We start from the raw sequence: 16,987 nt of genomic DNA, 5'->3' as shown, positions 1-16,987 counted from the left end.
GATTGAGTCAAGTTAACGAACGATGCAATTCATGTGACGCGATCACCGCCGCACGGCCGACACGGCCTCCGCCAGACGTCGCACACCCTCGGCGAGCACGTGCTCGGGTGCGCCCCCATAGGTCAAACGGAGAAAGCTCCCGGGCGGTTCAGCGGCGAACCACGCCCGTCCCGGGAATACCACGACGTCCCGCGCCGCCGCGGCCGTCGTCAGCTCCAGGTCGTCGACGCCGTCGGGCAACGCCACCCACAGGTGCAGGCCGCCCGACGACTTCGCGATCCGCAGCTCCGGCAGGTGGTCGCCGACCGCGCGGGCCAGAGCGTCGCGCCGGGACCTCAAGGACTGCTGGAGCGTGCGCAGGTGCCGCCGCCAGGCGGGGGAGGTCACGAAGTCGATCGCCGCCTCCTGCAGGGGTCCCGCGACGTACAGGTCCTGCCGGGAGCGGGTGTTCTTCAGGCGTGTGCCGGCCGGCCCGCGCGCCCCGATCGCCGCGACGCGCAGTCCGGGCGCGGCGACCTTGGTGAGCGAGCGGACGTAGACGACGTGGCCGTCGGTGTCCTGCGAGGCCAGCGTCGGCGGCGCGGTGCCGTCGATCGTGAAGCCGCGTGCCCAGTCGTCCTCGACGAGGAACGCCCCCACCGTGCGGACGGTCCGCATGACCTCGGTGCGCCGCTCGTCCGACAACACCGCGCCGTGCGGGTTCGCGTGCAACGGCTGGCAGTAGAAGACCTTCGCGCCGGTCCGTTCGAACGCGGCCCGCAGCAGGTCCGGCCGCACGCCGTCGTGGTCGGCGGGGACGGGCACGACCTTGAGCCCGGCATCGCGTGCGGCCGCGATCGCGCCGAGGTAGGTGGGAGACTCGACGAGCACGGTGTCGCCCTGGGTGCCGAGCCCGCGGAACACCGTCGCCAGGGCCTCCTGCGCGCCCGCGCAGACCGTGATGTCACCGGCCCTGAGCTCGCCGCCCGCCTCCTTCGCGAACCACGCGCGCAGCTCCTCCCTGCCCTCGACCGGCACGCGTCCCCACGACGCGGGTCTGCGGGCGGCCCGGCTGAGCGCGGCGCCGAGCGCGTCGGTGGGCTGCAGGTCGGGGTCGAGGTAGCCGCTGGTCAGCGGGATAACCTCCGGTTTCGGCACCGCGACGAGGTTCGCCACCAAGTCCTCGCCGGGCCTGCCCTCGCCGAGTGCGACGGCCTGCCACGACAGGTCGTGGCCGCTCGCACCCGTCCGCGGGGCCACGAAGCTGCCCCGGCCAGGCCGCACCTCGACGAGGCCTTCCGCCGCCACGCGCTGGATCGCCTGCTGGACCGTCGCGGGCGACGCGCGGTGCCGTGTCATCAGGTCGCGCACCGAGGGCATGCGGTCCCCGGCACGACCGGCGCGGGCGACCGCCCTGAGGTCCTCGATAACGCGGACGGCTGCGTTATCCTCATTCATGAGAGCCAAGAGTAACGTTATCGTGCCTGCGGGGGTAACACTCGGTGCGCTGGGCGTACTGGGGTTCAGCTTCTCCCTGCCCGCGACCCGCCTGGCGGTGGCAGGTCTCGACCCGTGGTTCGTCGCGTTCGGACGCGCGTTCGTCGCCGGTGTCCTGGCGATCGGCTACCTCGCGTTATCGCGTGCGTCCCGCCCGACGGTGACGCAGGTGCGGCGGCTCGTCGTCGTCGCGCTGGGCATCGTGATCGGCTTCCCGCTCTTCACCTCTCTCGCCCTCACCACCCAGACCTCGGCCCACGGCGCCGTCGTGATCGCCGTGCTGCCCATGTCGACGGCGATCTGGGCGGTCCTGCGCGCCTCGGAACGGCCGCCCGTGGCGTTCTGGCTGTCCAGCGGTGCCGGTCTGCTCGCGGTGCTGGCGTTCGTGGCCACCGGTGGCGGTCTCTCCGGTTCGCTCGGCCTCGCCGACCTCTACCTGGTGGTCGCCGTCGTGTTGTGCGGCCTGGGTTACGCCGAGGGTGGCGCGTTGTCCCGCGAGCTCGGCGGGGCGAGGACGGTGTGCTGGGCGCTGGTGGTCTCGTTGCCGGTGACGGTCCCGATCTCCCTGTGGACGGCGGACTTCTCCCGCGCGACCGGCGTCGTCTGGCTCAGCTTCGGGTACGTGTCGCTGATCTCGATGTTCCTCGGCTTCTTCGCCTGGTACGCGGGCCTGGCCGCGGGAGGGGTGGCCAAGATCGGGCAGATCCAGCTGGCACAACCGGTTCTGACGCTGCTGTGGTCGGCCGTGGTGCTCGGTGAACCCGTTGGCTGGCCGGCACTGGCCACGGCCGCGGTCGTTCTCGTGTGTGTGGTGCTGACCCAACGCAACCGTGCCACGTCGCCCACGGCGGCAACCGCCCAGCCGGTGCGCTGACCCACGGAAATTGTCAGACCTCCCTGCCATGCTCGACGCGTGCCGGTCGAAGTCGCGAGCAAGCGCCGCAAGGTGAAGCGCCCCGACGCGGTGGTCATCGACGTGACCTCCCGCGGTCCCGAGCCGTGGGTGCGCTTCAGCCCGTTCTGCCCGCATGGCGGGGTTCCGGTGCCGTTGTCGCCGGGCGTCACGAGCGAATCCGTCGAAGGCTTGTGGCAGGCGCTCAAGGTCTTCGAGTCGGCCGGCGTCGATCCCGCCAAGCTCGCGGTGACGTCCATGAAAGGCCTGAAGCGGACGGTCCGCCGCTTCGGTCGTGTCCGCGGCCACCGCGCGGGCCTGACGGGGGAGCACCTGCTCGACTACCGCACGGCCCGCCGCGAGATCTACCTGCCGGCGTACCGCTGGGTCCTCGACCACCGGGTGCGAGCCGAGGTCGAGCAGTTGCACGAGTTGGCCCAGTCCTCCGACGTCGTGCTGCTCGACTACACGACCAACGGCGACGTCGAGGACGCGAGCACGCCGTTGTCCCATGCCGCTCTCCTCGCCGACCACCTGAGGAGGCTCACCGCGCCCGCGTCCTGAAAACCGGATTTATACTTTCCGCCTTCGGCTTTGGGGGTCGGCAGTGGCGACATCGAACAAGCAGCTGTTCACGATCGTGGACGGGCTCGCCGAGGCGCAGCGCACGTCCGGTCAGCAGTACGACACGTTCCGCGTGCGGGGCAAGGTGTTCGGCTACTACTGGCCGCGCACGCAGACCGTGGGTCTCAAGCAGACGCTGTCGGAGCAGCTGGCGCTCGTGGCCGAACGGCCCGACGTGTTCGAGGTGCAGTTCACCTCCGGCGGCTTCGGCTGGGTCGTGGCGTACCTGGAGGGCGTCGACGCCGACGAGCTCGGCGAGCTGGTCTTCGAGGCGTGGCGGCTGACGGCGCCGGAAGAGCTGGTGGCCCAGGTGCCGGACCTCGCGCGATGAGCAGGGTCAAGTTCGAGCTGCCCGCCGACGACCTGGCCCGTGCGACCGGGTTCTACCGCTCGGTGTTCGGGTGGTCGGCGCAGCACCTGCCGTTCGACTACGTGCTCGTCGACACCGACGGCGACCCGGTCGACGTTCGGGACGCGGACGGCGGCATCTCGCCGCGCACCGAGTTCGTGCGCGGGCCGGTGCTCATCATCGAGGTGCCGGACCTCGACGCCGTGGCCGCCGAGGTGGCCGCAGCGGGCGGGAAGCTGCTCAACGCCAAGGAACGCGTGGGCGACTACGGGTTCTCTCGGTACGTGGAGGACACCGAGGGCAGCGTCCTGTGCCTGTGGGAGTCGATCGGGGAGCGCGGCGAGAGGTCGGCTGGGGAGCCGGTCGAGGACTGAGAGCCGCGCCGGGGCTGCGAGGTGCGGCCACGTCGACGTGCTCGTCGGCAACGGGCGGCGTTCCTCGCAGAGCTAGCGGAACAGGATGCGCGTGATCTCCGTGTCGGTGGCGCGGCCCTCGTCGTAGGCGCCTTCGCCCTTGAGGTCGTTCATGACGGCGAGGGTGTAGCGCTCGTCTTGACCGACGAAGCCGACGGAGTTCATCACCCAGCCGCCGTCCTCCTCCGACCAGCCGTTCTTCGCACCGGAGTCCGGGCCCCAGACGCCCCACTGCTGCGGCGGGCCGACGTCGCGCATCTGCTCGACGATGTAGGCGCGGTCCTCGGCCGGCAGGGAGTCGAGGACGTAGTTGATCAGGCGGTCGAGGTCGTTCGCCGTGCACTTCTCGAAGCCCCAGTAGGGGAACTCGGCGGAGTACCCCTTTTGTGCCACCAGGCTGGTCATGCCGTACCGGGCGAACGCGGTGTTGAACGTCGTGCCGCCGTAGCGCTTCCAGAGCGTGTCCGCTGCGTCGTCGTCGGACGTGTGCAGCATTGCGCTCATGAGCGTGCGGTCGTCCTCGCTCAGCTCGATCTTGCCGGTGCGATGGCGTTCCAGCAGGTTCACGACCATGGCGAGCTTGATGGTCGACGCGGTCCAGGTCAGGTCGTTCGCGTGGCCGTTGCGCCAGATCGCGCCGGTCTTGCGGTCGCGCAGCACGAAGCCCACGGTGCCCGGCCTGGTCTCGGCGTAGTCCTCGGCGGCCTCGAGGCGCCTCTGGAACTCGCACTCGAACCCGCTGTCGGGTAGCGGGCAGGCCTCCGGCGCGGCCACGAGAGGTGCCGCGGCCGGGGTGTGGGCCACGGCGGGAGGCTCCGCCGTCACGGCGTGGCCGCACGCCGTCAGGGCGAGCGCGCACGCGACGAGGATCGGACGGAGCATGCGCCGCACGCTATGGGGTCGGCCCAGGACGGGTCGACCGCCAGACGGACGCGCCGGCCACGTCGCCCGATATGTAAAAGATGTTTGACACGATGTCGACTTCGTTTTACCTTGGTCGTGTCAGGTTTCTTTGACATCAGGAGCGGGACCGTGGCGTTCGAGGAGAAGCGGGCGTGGGCCCTGGCGGTCATCGCCTCGGTCGGGTACGCCGTGTACGCGGTGGTTGTCCTGAGTCGTGCCGCGGGCCGGTCGCTGGTCGACGTGTCGTACGCGGACGCTCTGCTGTGGACCACGGGGCTCGGGATCGTCGCCGGCATCGTGTCGGGCATCTGGTTCGGCGTCGCGGCGCGGAACGACGGGCTGCAGAGCGACGAACGGGACAGGGAGATCGGCCGGCTCGGCGACCACGTCGGGCAGTCGTTCGTCGTCATCGGCGGCATGAGCGCGATGGTGCTGGCGGTGCTCGAGGCGTCGCACTTCTGGATCGCGAACGTGCTGTACCTCTGCTTCGTGCTGTCCGCGGTGCTCGGCTCGGCCGCGAAGATCGCGCTCTACCGGCGGGGAACGCTGTGAAGCCCACGAAAGTCACGAACTCCATCCGCGCCCTGCGGTTCGCGCACGGTGAGATGAAGCAGGCCGACCTCGCCTCGGCCATCGGCGTCACGCGGCAGACGTTGATCGCCATCGAGCAGGGCAGGTACTCGCCCTCGCTGGAGGTGGCGTTCAAGATCGCCCGAGTGTTCGGGGTGTCGCTCGAAGAAGTGTTCCAGTACCCGGAGGAGTGAGCTGTGAAGGCTGTCGTGCAACGAAGATACGGATCGGCGTCGTTCGGTGAGCTGGACGTGCCCGTGCCCGGACAGGGTGAAGTTCTGCTGGAGGTGCGGGCGGCGGGCGTCGACATGGGCACCTGGCACCTCCTCACCGGCAAGCCGTACCTGCTGCGTTACATCGGGTTCGGGGTTCGCGGGCCGAAGTCGCCCGTGCCGGGACGGGACGTGTCCGGTGTCGTGACACGGCTCGGCCCCGGCGTCACGGAGTTCGCGGTCGGCGACGAGGTGTTCGGCACGTGCGAGGGGGCGTTCGCCGAGTACGCGGTCGCACCCGTCTCACGGCTGGCGCGCAAGCCCGCCGGGACGTCGTTCGCGGAGGCGGCCGCCCTGCCGATCTCGGGTGGAACGGCGCTGCAGGGGCTGCGAGGAGTGCGGGCGGGACAACGGGTTGCCGTGCTCGGCGCCGGCGGTGGCGTCGGGTCGTACGCGGTGCAGATCGCCAAGTCGCTCGGTGCGCACGTCACGGGCGTGTGCAGCACACGCAAGGTCGAGCTGGTGCGCTCGTTGGGTGCGGATGAGGTCGTCGACTACACGGTCGCGGACTTCACCGGCACGTTCGACCTCATCTTCGACTGCGGTGGCAACAGGTCGTTGTCGAAGATGCGCAAGATGCTCACGCCGCGGGGCACGCTGGTGCTCGTCGGTGCCGAGACCGGTGGCGCGGTCACGGGCGGGTTCGAGCGGTCATTGGCCGCGGTCGTGCTGAACCTGTTCGTGTCCCAGAAGCTCGTCCCGCTCATGACGGCGGAACGCGCCGACGTCTTCGAGGAACTGCGCGTGCTGGTCGAGGCGGGCAGCCTGAAGGCCCCGGTGGAGCGCGAGTTCCCGCTCTCCGAAGGACTCGACGCGATCGAGCACGTCTACTCGCGGCGGGTGCTCGGCAAGGTCGTCGTCACGATCTGACCGCCGATCACCACGGTCGTCACGTGGTGCAGCGCCGTGATGTCCCGCAGGGGATCTCCTTGCACGGCGATGACGTCGGCGTCCCAGCCGGCCCTCAACATCCCCTTGCCCACCCCGCACGCCCTGGCGGCCTGACTGGTCGCGCTCGCCAGCACGGCGCGGTTCGGCATGCCCGCGTCGATCATGTCGGCCAGCGCGTGGGCGGTGATCCCGTGCCCCTTGCCGGCGCCGATGCCGCCGTCGGTCCCGGACACGGCACGAACGCCGTGGTCGTACATGCGGCCGACGGCGTTGATCTTGGCGGCGAGGCTCATCCCCGTGCGTTCGAACGCCTCCTTGACGTGCGGAGGTGGTTCGAGCGTGGAGCCCAGGGTGTGGCAGACGGCGATGTCGGCTTCCGCCAGCGCGTCCAGCAGTTCCGCGGGGAGCACCATCGCCCCGCGGGACAGGCACGTGCAGTGCTCGACGCCGTCGACGCCCGCGGCCACGGCGTGCTGGACCGCTGCCAGGCTGTGGGCGTGCGCGGTCACGGGGAGGCCGAGCGAGTGGGCCTCCTCGACGACCACGCGCAGTTCGTGCTCGGTGAACTGGCAGTCGTCGACGATCGTGCCGGGGGTGGCGAACCCTCCGCTGGCCATGATCTTGACGATGTCGGCCGCGCGCTCGGCCCGCTCGCGCACGGCCCGGCGCAACGCCTCGTCGCCGGACGTCTCACCGCCCATCGACCAGCAGTGGCCGCGCGGGCTCGTGATGGGCGGGCCGGACGCGAGGACGCGCTGCCGGTGCCTCGACCGCTGCTCCACGACGGACCAGCGGCGGTCGCCGAGGTCGCGGACGGTCGTGACACCGGCCAGGAGGTGGCGGCGCAGACCGTCCTCGACCACCTCGTCGAGGTGCTCCTCGGTGAACTCGGGCAGGCGGTCCAGGGCGCCGTTCTCGCTGTCCGCGCACAGGTGCACGTGGGTGTCGATCAGTCCCGGTAGGACGGTGGCGGTGCCGAGGTCGACGACCTCGGCACCCGCGACGTCCGGATGGCCCTGTTCGACGGCCTTGATCGTGCCGTTCTCGGTGATGACCGTGACGGGGCCGGCGAGCGTCCGCTCACCGTCGAAGGCACGCCCTGCCCGCAGCGCCAGCATCCGGACAGTGTGAGCTCCACATGCTGGGAAAGCAACGGTCAGCGGGCATGCGGAAGGGGGGCGAACTCCTCGACCTGGGGCAGGTCGTGGCCCAGCCGGTCGCGCTTCGCCGTCAGGTACGCGATGTTGTGGGCGTTCGGCTTCATCAGCGACGGCACGCGTGCGGTCACCGAGATGCCGTTCTCCTCGAGCGCCGCGATCTTGTCGGGGTTGTTGGACATCAGCCGCACCGACTGCACCCGCAGGTGCTTCAGCACGCGGGCCGCGGGGGAGTAGTCGCGGACGTCGACCGGCAGGCCGAGCGACGTCGCCGAGTCCAACGTGTCCAGTCCCTGGTCCTGCAACACGTGCGTGCGGATCTTCGACACCAGACCGATTCCGCGACCCTCGTGCCCGCGCAGGTACACGAGGATTCCGCTGCCCTCACGCACGATGGTGTTCAACGCGGCGTCGAGTTGCTCTCCGCACTCGCAGCGCATGGCCGCGAAGATGTCACCGGTCATGCACTCGGAGTGGATGCGCACCAGCACGTTCTCGCGCAGCTTGGTCTTCCCGTAGACGAGGGCCATGTGCTCGTGACCGTTCGTTCGGAACGCCACCGCGCGGAAGGTGCCACGTCGTGTCACCAGGTCGGACTCGGCCACGTCCTCGTCGCTGAAGGCCTCTTCGAACATCTCGGTCCCCTCGTCACAGAACGCCTTCCGAACGTGCAGCTACGCTCGGATGGAGGTCGCACCGTAACCCGACCGCACAGCGGAGGTCATCCTGTTCAGCATCACCGTTCGCGATCACGTGATGATCGCCCACAGTTTCCGCGGCGAGGTCTTCGGTCCAGCGCAACGTCTGCATGGAGCAACGTTCCTGGTGGACGCAACGTTCAAACGCGCGGAACTCGATTCCGACAACATCGTCGTCGACATCGGACTGGCGACGCAGGAGCTGGGCAAGGTCCTGGCCGTGTTCAACTACCGCAACCTGGACGAGGAACCGCAGTTCGCGGGCATCAACACGTCCACGGAGTGGCTCGCGAAGCACATCGCCGACCAGCTCGCGGAGAAGATCTCCGAGGGGGCTCTGGGTGAGGGCGCTCACGGGATCGATGCGATCGCCGTCACACTCCACGAGTCGCACGTGGCGTGGGCGAGCTACGAACGTGCGCTTCGTCCTACCGGCTGACGTCGGCGATCCGGCCAGTCCCAGCGGCGGCAACGTCTACGACCTCCGCGTGAGCGCGGGTATGGACCTGCTGACCGTCGCTGGTGACTGGCCGCGTCCGGCCGACCCCACCGCGTTGCGGCAAACGCTTGCGCAGATTCCGGACGGGGAGGTCGTCCTGCTCGACGGCCTGGTGGGCTGCGGTCTGCCCGAGGTGGTCGTCCCGCACGCCCGGAGGCTGCGGCTCGCCGTCCTCGTGCACCTGCCGCTGGCCGACGAGACCGGGCTCGACCCGGCGACGGCCGCGCTCCTGGACGAGAAGGAGGGCCAGGTCCTGCGTGCCGCGAGCGCCGTGGTCGCCACCAGCCCCACGGCCGCGCGCGAGATCCGGTCCAGGCACGGGCTCGGGCACGTCCACGTCGTCGTGCCGGGCACCGATCCGGCGCCGGTCGCCACGGGCACCGACGGCGTGCACCACCTGCTTTGCGTCGCGTCCATCACACCCCGCAAAGGCCACGACGTGCTGCTCAGGGCGTTGCGGAGGCTCGACCGCGACTGGCGGCTGACGTGCGTCGGCCCGCACCGGCCGTTCCTGGGCGAACTCCCGCGCGACGAGCGCGTCAGCTTCCCCGGGCCACTCGCCGGCGAGGCGCTGACCGGCGCTTACCTCCAAGCGGACCTGTTCGTCCTGGCGTCTCGCGCCGAGACCTACGGCATGGTGGTCACCGAGGCGCTCGCACACGGTCTGCCGGTCATCGCGAGCGCTGTCCCGGATGCCCTCGGCGACGGCGGTCTGCTCGTCCCCGCCGGGGACGAAAACGCGTGGGGAGCTGCACTGACGCGCTGGTTCCAAGATCAGGAACTGCGCTCGGAACTGCGGGCCAGGGCGCTCGCCAGAAGAGCCGTCCTGTCCACTTGGGACGAATCCACAGAGGACCTGCGGAGGGTGCTGGCTACTCTGCGGCCATGACCTTCGCCCCGGAATGGCTGGCACTGCGGGAGAGCGCCGACGCGCAGGCGCGCTCGACCGAGCTCGTGGAAACCCTCCGCGAAACTCTGGTGAACCGAAACCCCCTGACGATCCGTGACCTCGGTTGTGGAACGGGATCGATGGGGCGATGGCTCGCCGGGAGGCTCGGCGGCGTTCAGCACTGGGTGCTGCACGACCGCGACCCCCGGCTGCTCGGCCTCGCGGAGGCCGGCATGAGCGCCTTCGAGAACGTCACCGCCGAGACGCGCGAGGGCGACCTCACGTCGCTGCGGGCCGCCGACCTCGAGGGCTCCGACCTCGTCACCTGCTCCGCGCTGCTGGACCTGCTCACCGCCGAGGAGATGAACGCTCTGGCCGCTGCCTGCGTAGAAGCTCATGTGCCCGCACTGTTCACGCTCTCGGTGGCAGGCCGGATCGAACTCGACCCGGCCGAGCCGCTCGACGCCGCCTTCCAGGACGCGTTCAACGCCCACCAGCGTCGCGTCGTGAACGGGCGGCGCCTGCTCGGCCCGGACGCTCCGGCCGTCGCGGAAGAGGCGTTCGCGGCCCACGGCGCTTCGGTCCGCACGGCGCGGAGCCCCTGGCGTCTGCACGCCGGCGCCCTGCAGTCGGAGTGGCTGAAGGGCTGGGTCGGCGCGGCGGTGGAGCAGGAACCCGCACTCGCCTCCGAGGCGTCCGAGTACCTGCGCCGCAGGTCGACGGCCTCCGCGGTGGTCCACCACGTCGACCTGCTGGCACTACCGGGAGCTGTGTGATGAAGAAGTTCTGGCCGTGGCTGCGCCTGGTGCTGGCGGCGGGGATCCTCCTCGCCCTGGGCCTGCGCCTGGGCACCGGGGCGTTCGTCGACGGACTGCGCGCGATCGACGCGTTCTCCGTCGCCGCCGCCCTGGCGATCGGGCTCGTGACGACGGTGCTCAGCGCGGGTCGCTGGGTCCTCGTCGCGCGCCGCCTCGGCCTGCCGCTGACCCTGCGCACCGCGGTCGGCGACTACTACCGCGCCCAGCTCGTCAACGCCGTGCTGCCCGCGGGCGTGCTCGGCGACGTGCACCGCGCGATCAACCACGGCCGGGAGTCGGGCGACGTCGGACGGGGCGTGCGCGCCGTGTTCTTCGAACGCTTCGCCGGCCAGATGGTGCTCATCGGGATCGGGCTCGCGGTGCTGCTCACGCACCCCGCGCCCGGCCTCGGCCTCGCTCCGGACGGCACCACCGCGGCACTCGTCCTCGCGGGCCTCGTCGTGGCCGTGGTCGTCGGGTGGCGGGTCAAGCCCGTGCGGAAGGCGCTCGCCGACACCCTGGCGGACGGCATCCGGCTGCTCTCGCTGAAGATCTGGCCCGCGGTCGTCGCGCTCTCGGCCGCCGCGGTCGCGGGCTACGTCGCGCTGTTCCTGGTGGCCGCCCGCGCCGCCGGGTCGGACGCCACGACCACCCAGCTCGCGCCGGTCGTCGTGCTGGCACTGCTGATCATGGCGATCCCGGTGAACATCGGCGGCTTCGGCCCGCGCGAGGCGTTCCTGGCGGTGGCGTTCGGCGCCGCCGGGCTGGGCGCCCAGCACGGCTTCACCACGGGCATCGTCTACGGCGTGCTCGCGCTCATCGCGGCCATGCCCGGCGCGGTCGTGCTCTTCCTCTCACGCCGCGCCAAGACCGAAAAGGGCGGCGTAGTGGCCGAACGACTCGGTCAGACCCGCGAGCAGGAGCTCGCCCTTGCGCGCTGACGCGAGCGAGGGGCGCCCGATGACGCCGGACCCGGTGTACGGAGCCAGACCCAGGGTCAGCATGTGCCGCCGGTCCTCCGCCAGGTGGTCAGCGCTGTCGTAACCGGGACGGATCAGATCGGGGTGGGCGTGCAGCAGGATCGAGGTCTCCAGCTCGCCCGCGTGCATGTCGCTGTACGCCGAGGTCTCGATGCCGGCCTTCTCCCGCGCGAACGCCCAGTCGTCGCGGCCCGGGAAGAGTGCGAGCCCCTCGCCCTCCTGCACGACGTTCGACAGCACGTAGTTGCCGCCGTGGCCGTTGACCAGGACCAGGTTCGTGACACCGGTGCGCCGCAGGGAGTCCGCGATGTCCTCGACCACTGAGATCAGCGTGCGCGCGGTGATGCTGACGGTGCCGGCCCAGCCGGCGTGCTCCTGCGAGCACGAGAACTGCAGCGGCGGCAGCAGCCGGACCGGGTACCGCGCGGCGATCGCCGACGCGATCGTCCACGCGATCACCGAGTCCGTGGCCAGCGGCAGGTGCGGGCCGTGCTGCTCGGTGCTGCCGACCGGGAGCACGGCCACGCGCTGGTCGCGGACGTCGACCGTGGTGTCACTCGGGAACATGGCCCCGACCGTAGTCAATCCGGTGGCACAGCGCCGGAATCGCACCGCCGGCCAGTCCCGGCAGCACGTCCGGCAGCTCCTCGAACGCGCTGTGTCCCGTGATCAGCGCGTCGAACCTGTCATCGGCCAGCAGGTCCAGCGCGACGGCCATGCGTTCGGCGTAGGTGCGGTCCGGACGGCCGACCGCACCGACCTGGCTGCTGCGGATCGTGAGCCGGCGCGAGTGGAAGAACTCGCCCAGCGGCACGGAGATCTTCCTGTCGCCGTACCAGCTCAGCTCGACGACGCGGCCCTCGGGCGCGAGCAGGTTCAGCGCCGTGGTGAGACCGGGTTCGGTCGCACTGGCGTGGAAGACGAGGTCGCAGCCGTCGAGGGCGTGGTCCGGCAGGGCGAAACCGACACCGAGGGCGCGGGCGGTCGACTCGCGCGCGGGATCGGCGTCCACGAGCTCGACCCGCGCGCCGGGGAACGTCGCGAGCACCGCGGCGATGCTCGACCCGACCATGCCGCCACCGACCACCGCGATCCGGTCGCCGACCAGCGGACGCGCGTCCCACACGGCGTTGACCGCGGTCTCCACGGTGCCCGCGAGCACCGCCCGAGCAGCGGGAACGCCGTCCGGAACGGGGGTGACCGCCGCTTCCGGCACCACGTAACGGGTCTGGTGCGGGTAGAGGCAGAACACCGTGCGCCCGCGCAGCCGTTCGGGTCCGTGTTCGACGACGCCCACGTTGAGGTACCCGTACTTCACCGGCCACGGGAAGTCGCCCTCCTGGAAGGGAGCCCTCATCACCGAGTACTGGTTCTCCGGCACGCCACCGCGGAAGACGAGAGTCTCCGTGCCGCGGCTGACCCCCGAGAACAGCGTGCGCACCTCGACCTCGCCCGGACCCGGTTCGGCCAGCGCGACCTGCCGAACCTCCCCGTTCCCGGATTCATCGAGCCAAAAGGCACTCGCCGTACGTGTCACTCACAACACCTCCGCCGCACGAAGTTCGTTAGGGGCACCTGATGATCACACTTCAGCACACCGGGACACCCGCCGTCGTGCGGGAGCCTGCCGCCTGGGCCCTCGCCCAGGTCCTCCTGCTGGGTGTGGTGGCCGCCACCGCGGGCCTCGGGCCGATGGGCTGGGCCGCGGGGCTCGCCTACGGGTTCGCCACCTGGGCGTTCCTCGGCTACGGCATGCAACGCCACGGCACCAGGTCGCTGGGGCCCGCTGACCGCGTCACGCTGGCCCGCGGCCTGATGGTCGGCGCCGTGACCGCGCTGGTCGCCGACCGCGCCGGGCAGGACGTGCCGGTGGCGCTGGTCGTGACCCTCGCGGCGGTCGCGTTGTCGCTCGACTGGGTGGACGGCCAGGTCGCTCGCCGCACCGGCACCTCGACGGCGCTGGGGGCGAGGTTCGACATGGAGGTCGACGCCTTCCTGATCCTCGTGCTCAGCGCGTACGTCGCCGTGCACATGGGTCCGTGGGTGCTCGCGATCGGCCTCATGCGGTACGTGTTCGTCGCCGCGTCGTGGCGTTTCCGCTGGATGAACGCGCCGCTGCCCGCCAGCTACGCGCGCAAGGTCGTGGCGGCGGTCCAGGGGATCTTCCTGGTCGTGGCGGCGTCGGGCCTCCTGCCGTTCGCGAGCGTGCTCGTCGGCCTCGCGCTGGCGTCGCTGGTGTGGTCGTTCGGTCGCGATGTGCTCTGGCTGCGGACCACCAGCGCTGTCGCGGTGGGACAATCCCGCCATGTCTGAGCAGACCTCTACCGCGGCGAAGGTCGGCAACGTCGTCGTCTGGATCCTGCAGATCGCGCTCGCCGTGCAGTTCTTCCTGAACGGCTACGCCCTGTTCACCGACCAGTTCGTCGCGAAGTTCGACGACATCGGCTTCGGGCAGTGGTTCCGGTACCTCACCGGCGTGCTGGAGATCGCCACCGCGGTCGGCCTGCTCATCCCGCGCGTCTGCGGCCTCGCCGCGCTCGTGCTGGCGGGCATCATGGCCGGCGCCGCGCTCACCGAGATGGTCCTCGTGACGAACGGGGGCATCGACGACGCGACGATGCCGCTGGTCTTCATGGTGTGGGCGCTGGTGATCGCGGTCTACCGCCGCGAGCAGATCCTCGGCGCGCTCAGCCTGGTGAAGAGGAAGTGACTTTCGGGAAGTAGCGGAGCACCGCGACGTCCCCGACTTTCGTGACGTCCTCCAGGTGGAATCGGCGTGCCGGTCCACCGGGGAATTCGGCGGGATTCACGAAACGCGGGGCCGTCGCCTGCCCGATCAGCATCGGCGCCACCGCGACGCGGATCTCGTCGGCCAGTCCGGCGCGCAGGAACTCGGTGTGAATGCTCGTGCCGCCTTCGACCATGAGCTTTCCCACGCCCCGCGCCCCGAGGTCGTCCAGAATGTCGGCGAAATCGGTGAAGGTCTTCGTTTCCGCCAGGTCGCCGACGGTCGTCGTCGCGCTCCTCGTGTAGACCAGCCGTTCGCCGCCGCAGTGCCAGAACCGCAGCTCAGGGTCCAGATCACCGCTCCTCGTGACGATGACCCGCAGCGGGAACCCCGGCTTTCCGCCCGCGATTCTGCGCGCCCGCCGCTCGTCGTTGTAGACGAGCAGCCGCGCGTTGTCCCGGCGCAACGTCCCGGCTCCGGCCAGAATCGCGTCGGACTCCGCGCGCAGCCTGTCGACGTGGTCGAAGTCCTCGGCGTTGGAAAGCGGAAAGCGTTCTGTGCCGCGATCGTCGATGTGGCCGTCGATGCTGACGGCGACGCTCAGCAGAACGTGCGGGCGAGTCACGAACCCGATCGTAGTGCAGTTGAACCGGGTGCGGGTTGTGCCGCGTTTACCTCGTAGGGTCTGAAAGGGGTTTCCCGGTGAAGATGGTGCTGCGGCGGACGGTCACGGTTCTGGCGGGGCTGTTCGTGTTGTTCGTGCTCATCGCACCGAGCGACCTCGAGAAGTTCTCCTTCGAGGCGTTCCTGCGGGTGCCGCTCGAAGGCCTCATCGGCGTGATGGCGCTGGTGCTGCTGCCGGACCGGCTCCGCAGGCCGGTCGCCGTCGCGGGCGGGGTCGCCCTCGGCCTGTTCACGGTCGTGAAGATCATGGACATCGGCTTCGACATGGTGCTGTACCGGCCGTTCGACCTCGTGCTGGACTGGCCGTTGCTGGCGCCCGCCGTCGACTTCGTGGACGTGACGTTCGGCCGCTTGGCCTCCGTGCTGGCCGTCGGGCTCGCGGTGGCCCTGGTCGCCGGCGTCGTGTGGCTGGCCGCGCTTTCGGTGCTGCGGCTCAGTTCCGCGGCCTCGGCACGGCGTCCTGTCGCGGTCCGCGCGGTGGCACTGGTGGCCGTGGCGTGTGTTTCCCTTGCCGTGCCGGGGGTTCCGGTCTACTCCGACGCCGCCGCGACCTCGCTGGTCGACCACGCGCGGCGCGTCCAGGCAGGTCTGCACGACCAGGAGGTGTTCGCGGCGGAGGCCTCGGTCGACGCCTACCGCGGCCATCCCGGGCTGCTGTCCTCGTTGCAGGGCAAGGACGTCGTCTTCACGTTCGTGGAGAGCTACGGCAGGTCCGCTCTCGACATGCCCGGCGTGGCGGCCAAGCTCGCCGACGGCAACGCGCGTCTGCAGGCGGCGGGGTACGCGGCCAAGTCCGCCTACCTGACCTCGCCGACCGCCGGCGGGGGCAGCTGGATGGCGCAGGCGACGCTGCTGTCCGGGCTGTGGATCGACAACCAGCAGCGCTACCGCAACCTGGTGGCGTCCGACCGCCTCACGCTGCCGCGGGCGTTCCGCGAGGCGTCGTGGCGGTCCGTCGGTGTGGTCCCCGGCATCACGCAGGCGTGGCCGGAAGGCGACTTCTTCCACTACGACGAGATCTACGCCGCCCAAGACCTCGGGTACAAGGGCCCGCGGTTCGGTTACGCGACCACTCCGGACCAGTTCACCCTGGAGTCGTTCCAGCGGAACGTTCGTTCGAAGCAGCACGGTCCGGTGATGGCGGCGATCCCCCTGGTGTCCTCGCACGCGCCCTGGTCGCCGACGCCGGACTCCGTCCGCTGGGAGGAGCTGGGCGACGGCTCGATCTACTCGACCATGCCCGCCTCGAACGACCCGCCGGAGTCGATCTTCGGCCGCGACCCGGCCGCCGTGCGCGCCGACTACGCGCACTCCGTCTCGTACTCGCTGGAGTCGGTGATCTCGTACCTGGAGACCTACGGCGACGAGAACCTCGTCTTCGTGTTCCTGGGCGACCACCAGCCCGCGCAGATGGTGACCGGGGAGGCGGCGTCGCGGGACGTGCCGATCACCGTCGTCGCCCGGGACCCCGCCGTGCTGCAGCGGGTCGAGGGCTGGGGGTGGGACGACGGCATCAGGCCGGGAACGTCGGCCCCGGTGTCGCGGATGAGCGACTTCCGGGACCAGTTCCTCTCGGCCTTCAGCCCGCCCCGGCCCTGATCAGCCCATCGTCTTCTGGCCGTCGATCGTCTCGCGGATGATGTCCGCGTGGCCCGCGTGCTGCGAGGTCTCCGCGACGATGTGGACGAACACGCGCCGCGCCGACCGCGTCTTGCCCTTCGGGAACCACGGCGCCGACGGCAGCGGGTGCGAGAGGTCCAGGTCGACCGTCTCGACCAGCTTGTCGGTGTACGCCGCGACCTCGTCGTAGCGGGAGAGGATGCTCTCCAGCGTCTCGCCCGGCTCCATGCGGAAGTTGCGCTGGTGGTTCTCGAAGGACTCCGGGTCGAACTCCATCGCCGACGGGCCGTGCTCGACGAACTTGACCCAGCCCTCCTCGACCGCGGCGACGTGCTTGATCAGGCCGCCGATGCTCAGCGCGCTCTCGGTCGGGCTCGACGCCGCCTGCTCGTCGGTCAGCCCCTGCGCGGTGAACCTCAGGAACCAGCGGTGCTGCCGCAGGGACTCGAGGAGGTCCGCGCGCTCGCCGGTGAGGATCTCGGTGGTGGTCATTGCTTCTGTCCTCCGCAAGTTTGTCCGACACGAAGGACTCTAGGGCCACTTGA

At 70.5% G+C, this 16,987-nt stretch carries 22 protein-coding genes; 14 read left to right on the top strand and 8 right to left on the bottom strand.

Features of this window, described 5'->3' with window-relative positions:
* Positions 1-42: 42 nt before the first annotated feature.
* Positions 43-1,437, bottom strand: coding sequence for an aminotransferase-like domain-containing protein (locus BLQ91_RS19980; RefSeq protein WP_090098519.1), 1,395 nt, complete (start codon positions 1,435-1,437; stop codon positions 43-45).
* Positions 1,438-1,459: 22 nt separating this feature from the next.
* On the opposite strand from BLQ91_RS19980, the gene BLQ91_RS19975 reads away from it, so the two are divergent.
* The 4 genes from BLQ91_RS19975 to BLQ91_RS19960 are packed head-to-tail and all read left to right on the top strand — an operon-like array spanning position 1,460 to position 3,715.
* Complete coding sequence (locus tag BLQ91_RS19975; RefSeq protein ID WP_218130327.1) at positions 1,460-2,350, top strand: DMT family transporter; 891 nt, start codon at positions 1,460-1,462, stop codon at positions 2,348-2,350.
* Between the two features lie 39 nt (positions 2,351-2,389).
* Positions 2,390-2,932: a DUF6939 family protein gene (locus tag BLQ91_RS19970; protein WP_090098515.1), complete on the top strand. Its 543-nt coding sequence runs from the start codon at positions 2,390-2,392 to the stop codon at positions 2,930-2,932.
* Between the two features lie 43 nt (positions 2,933-2,975).
* Positions 2,976-3,323, top strand: a complete 348-nt coding sequence (locus BLQ91_RS19965) for an MmcQ/YjbR family DNA-binding protein (protein WP_090098513.1) — start codon at positions 2,976-2,978, stop codon at positions 3,321-3,323.
* Positions 3,320-3,715: a VOC family protein gene (locus BLQ91_RS19960; RefSeq protein ID WP_090098511.1), complete on the top strand. Its 396-nt coding sequence runs from the start codon at positions 3,320-3,322 to the stop codon at positions 3,713-3,715. The genes BLQ91_RS19965 and BLQ91_RS19960 overlap by 4 nt, the downstream gene beginning before the upstream one ends.
* A 72-nt stretch (positions 3,716-3,787) precedes the next feature.
* On the opposite strand, the gene BLQ91_RS19955 is transcribed toward BLQ91_RS19960, so the two are convergent.
* A complete protein-coding gene (locus tag BLQ91_RS19955; RefSeq protein ID WP_218130326.1) occupies positions 3,788-4,636 on the bottom strand; it encodes a serine hydrolase in 849 nt (282 codons plus the stop codon).
* 150 nt (positions 4,637-4,786) lie between these two features.
* Between BLQ91_RS19955 and BLQ91_RS19950 the strand changes: the two genes are divergently transcribed.
* Genes BLQ91_RS19950 through BLQ91_RS19940 form a run of 3 tightly spaced genes read left to right on the top strand, consistent with a single transcriptional unit; the run spans position 4,787 to position 6,369 of the window.
* Positions 4,787-5,209 carry a hypothetical protein gene (locus BLQ91_RS19950; protein WP_090098509.1) on the top strand — a complete coding sequence of 141 codons (423 nt, stop codon included), beginning with the start codon at positions 4,787-4,789 and terminating at the stop codon, positions 5,207-5,209.
* A 53-nt stretch (positions 5,210-5,262) separates the two neighbouring features.
* The gene (locus BLQ91_RS19945) at positions 5,263-5,421 is read left to right on the top strand and encodes a helix-turn-helix transcriptional regulator (RefSeq protein WP_090098697.1); all 159 of its coding nucleotides are present in this window, start codon (positions 5,263-5,265) and stop codon (positions 5,419-5,421) included.
* Between the two features lie 3 nt (positions 5,422-5,424).
* Entirely contained in the window at positions 5,425-6,369 is a 945-nt protein-coding gene (locus tag BLQ91_RS19940; RefSeq protein WP_090098507.1) for an NAD(P)-dependent alcohol dehydrogenase, read from the top strand.
* On the opposite strand, the gene BLQ91_RS19935 is transcribed toward BLQ91_RS19940, so the two are convergent.
* Positions 6,327-7,508, bottom strand: coding sequence for an amidohydrolase family protein (locus BLQ91_RS19935; protein ID WP_090098505.1), 1,182 nt, complete (start codon positions 7,506-7,508; stop codon positions 6,327-6,329). The genes BLQ91_RS19940 and BLQ91_RS19935 overlap by 43 nt on opposite strands.
* Positions 7,509-7,546: 38 nt before the next feature.
* A complete protein-coding gene (gene ribA / locus BLQ91_RS19930) occupies positions 7,547-8,182 on the bottom strand; it encodes a GTP cyclohydrolase II (protein WP_090098503.1) in 636 nt (211 codons plus the stop codon).
* Positions 8,183-8,273: 91 nt separating this feature from the next.
* On the opposite strand from ribA, the gene BLQ91_RS19925 reads away from it, so the two are divergent.
* From BLQ91_RS19925 to BLQ91_RS19910, 4 genes are read left to right on the top strand one after another with little or no spacing between them, the layout of a single operon-like run.
* Entirely contained in the window at positions 8,274-8,684 is a 411-nt protein-coding gene (locus BLQ91_RS19925) for a 6-pyruvoyl trahydropterin synthase family protein (RefSeq protein WP_090098502.1), read from the top strand.
* The gene (locus BLQ91_RS19920) at positions 8,662-9,633 is read left to right on the top strand and encodes a glycosyltransferase family 4 protein (RefSeq protein ID WP_245733682.1); all 972 of its coding nucleotides are present in this window, start codon (positions 8,662-8,664) and stop codon (positions 9,631-9,633) included. Before BLQ91_RS19925 ends, BLQ91_RS19920 begins: the two co-directional genes overlap by 23 nt.
* Entirely contained in the window at positions 9,630-10,409 is a 780-nt protein-coding gene (locus BLQ91_RS19915; RefSeq protein WP_090098498.1) for a class I SAM-dependent methyltransferase, read from the top strand. Before BLQ91_RS19920 ends, BLQ91_RS19915 begins: the two co-directional genes overlap by 4 nt.
* A complete protein-coding gene (locus BLQ91_RS19910) occupies positions 10,409-11,371 on the top strand; it encodes a lysylphosphatidylglycerol synthase transmembrane domain-containing protein (RefSeq protein ID WP_090098496.1) in 963 nt (320 codons plus the stop codon). The genes BLQ91_RS19915 and BLQ91_RS19910 overlap by 1 nt, the downstream gene beginning before the upstream one ends.
* On the opposite strand, the gene BLQ91_RS19905 is transcribed toward BLQ91_RS19910, so the two are convergent.
* Positions 11,285-11,977 carry a creatininase family protein gene (locus BLQ91_RS19905; RefSeq protein WP_090098494.1) on the bottom strand — a complete coding sequence of 231 codons (693 nt, stop codon included), beginning with the start codon at positions 11,975-11,977 and terminating at the stop codon, positions 11,285-11,287. The two genes, BLQ91_RS19910 and BLQ91_RS19905, sit on opposite strands and share 87 nt — an antisense overlap.
* A complete protein-coding gene (locus tag BLQ91_RS19900; protein WP_090098492.1) occupies positions 11,964-12,947 on the bottom strand; it encodes a zinc-dependent alcohol dehydrogenase in 984 nt (327 codons plus the stop codon). The genes BLQ91_RS19905 and BLQ91_RS19900 overlap by 14 nt, the downstream gene beginning before the upstream one ends.
* 41 nt (positions 12,948-12,988) lie before the next feature.
* Here BLQ91_RS19900 and BLQ91_RS19895 point away from each other — a divergent pair, with 41 nt between their 5' ends.
* Positions 12,989-13,723, top strand: a complete 735-nt coding sequence (locus tag BLQ91_RS19895) for a CDP-alcohol phosphatidyltransferase family protein (RefSeq protein WP_090098490.1) — start codon at positions 12,989-12,991, stop codon at positions 13,721-13,723.
* A complete protein-coding gene (locus BLQ91_RS19890) occupies positions 13,716-14,120 on the top strand; it encodes a DoxX family protein (RefSeq protein ID WP_090098488.1) in 405 nt (134 codons plus the stop codon). The genes BLQ91_RS19895 and BLQ91_RS19890 overlap by 8 nt, the downstream gene beginning before the upstream one ends.
* Here BLQ91_RS19890 and BLQ91_RS19885 read toward each other — a convergent pair.
* Complete coding sequence (locus BLQ91_RS19885; protein ID WP_090098486.1) at positions 14,098-14,763, bottom strand: RibD family protein; 666 nt, start codon at positions 14,761-14,763, stop codon at positions 14,098-14,100. The genes BLQ91_RS19890 and BLQ91_RS19885 overlap by 23 nt on opposite strands.
* 83 nt (positions 14,764-14,846) lie before the next feature.
* On the opposite strand from BLQ91_RS19885, the gene BLQ91_RS19880 reads away from it, so the two are divergent.
* Positions 14,847-16,421, top strand: a complete 1,575-nt coding sequence (locus tag BLQ91_RS19880; RefSeq protein WP_218130338.1) for a sulfatase-like hydrolase/transferase — start codon at positions 14,847-14,849, stop codon at positions 16,419-16,421.
* On the opposite strand, the gene BLQ91_RS19875 is transcribed toward BLQ91_RS19880, so the two are convergent.
* On the bottom strand, positions 16,422-16,934 hold the full coding sequence (locus tag BLQ91_RS19875; protein WP_090098484.1) for a DinB family protein: 513 nt from the start codon (positions 16,932-16,934) through the stop codon (positions 16,422-16,424).
* Positions 16,935-16,987 lie beyond the last annotated feature (53 nt).

Source organism: Lentzea jiangxiensis, from assembly GCF_900104175.1.
Lineage (GTDB): Bacteria > Actinomycetota > Actinomycetes > Mycobacteriales > Pseudonocardiaceae > Lentzea > Lentzea jiangxiensis.
Note: the sequence above shows the minus strand (reverse complement) of the source record. Positions and strands in the feature narration are given on the sequence as shown.

Bases quoted from the DNA above. Each gene is read 5' to 3' on its own strand.
- BLQ91_RS19880 (WP_218130338.1), top strand. From the start codon at position 14,847: ATGGTGCTGCGGCGGACGGTCACGGTTCTGGCGGGGCTGTTCGTGTTG.
- BLQ91_RS19910 (WP_090098496.1), top strand. From the start codon at position 10,409: ATGAAGAAGTTCTGGCCGTGGCTGCGCCTGGTGCTGGCGGCGGGGATC.
- BLQ91_RS19890 (WP_090098488.1), top strand. From the start codon at position 13,716: ATGTCTGAGCAGACCTCTACCGCGGCGAAGGTCGGCAACGTCGTCGTC.
- BLQ91_RS19960 (WP_090098511.1), top strand. From the start codon at position 3,320: ATGAGCAGGGTCAAGTTCGAGCTGCCCGCCGACGACCTGGCCCGTGCG.
- BLQ91_RS19895 (WP_090098490.1), top strand. From the start codon at position 12,989: ATGATCACACTTCAGCACACCGGGACACCCGCCGTCGTGCGGGAGCCT.
- BLQ91_RS19875 (WP_090098484.1), bottom strand. From the start codon at position 16,934: ATGACCACCACCGAGATCCTCACCGGCGAGCGCGCGGACCTCCTCGAG.
- BLQ91_RS19915 (WP_090098498.1), top strand. From the start codon at position 9,630: ATGACCTTCGCCCCGGAATGGCTGGCACTGCGGGAGAGCGCCGACGCG.
- BLQ91_RS19980 (WP_090098519.1), bottom strand. From the start codon at position 1,437: ATGAATGAGGATAACGCAGCCGTCCGCGTTATCGAGGACCTCAGGGCG.
- BLQ91_RS19905 (WP_090098494.1), bottom strand. From the start codon at position 11,977: ATGTTCCCGAGTGACACCACGGTCGACGTCCGCGACCAGCGCGTGGCC.
- BLQ91_RS19945 (WP_090098697.1), top strand. From the start codon at position 5,263: ATGAAGCAGGCCGACCTCGCCTCGGCCATCGGCGTCACGCGGCAGACG.
- BLQ91_RS19955 (WP_218130326.1), bottom strand. From the start codon at position 4,636: ATGCTCCGTCCGATCCTCGTCGCGTGCGCGCTCGCCCTGACGGCGTGC.
- BLQ91_RS19935 (WP_090098505.1), bottom strand. From the start codon at position 7,508: ATGCTGGCGCTGCGGGCAGGGCGTGCCTTCGACGGTGAGCGGACGCTC.
- ribA (WP_090098503.1), bottom strand. From the start codon at position 8,182: ATGTTCGAAGAGGCCTTCAGCGACGAGGACGTGGCCGAGTCCGACCTG.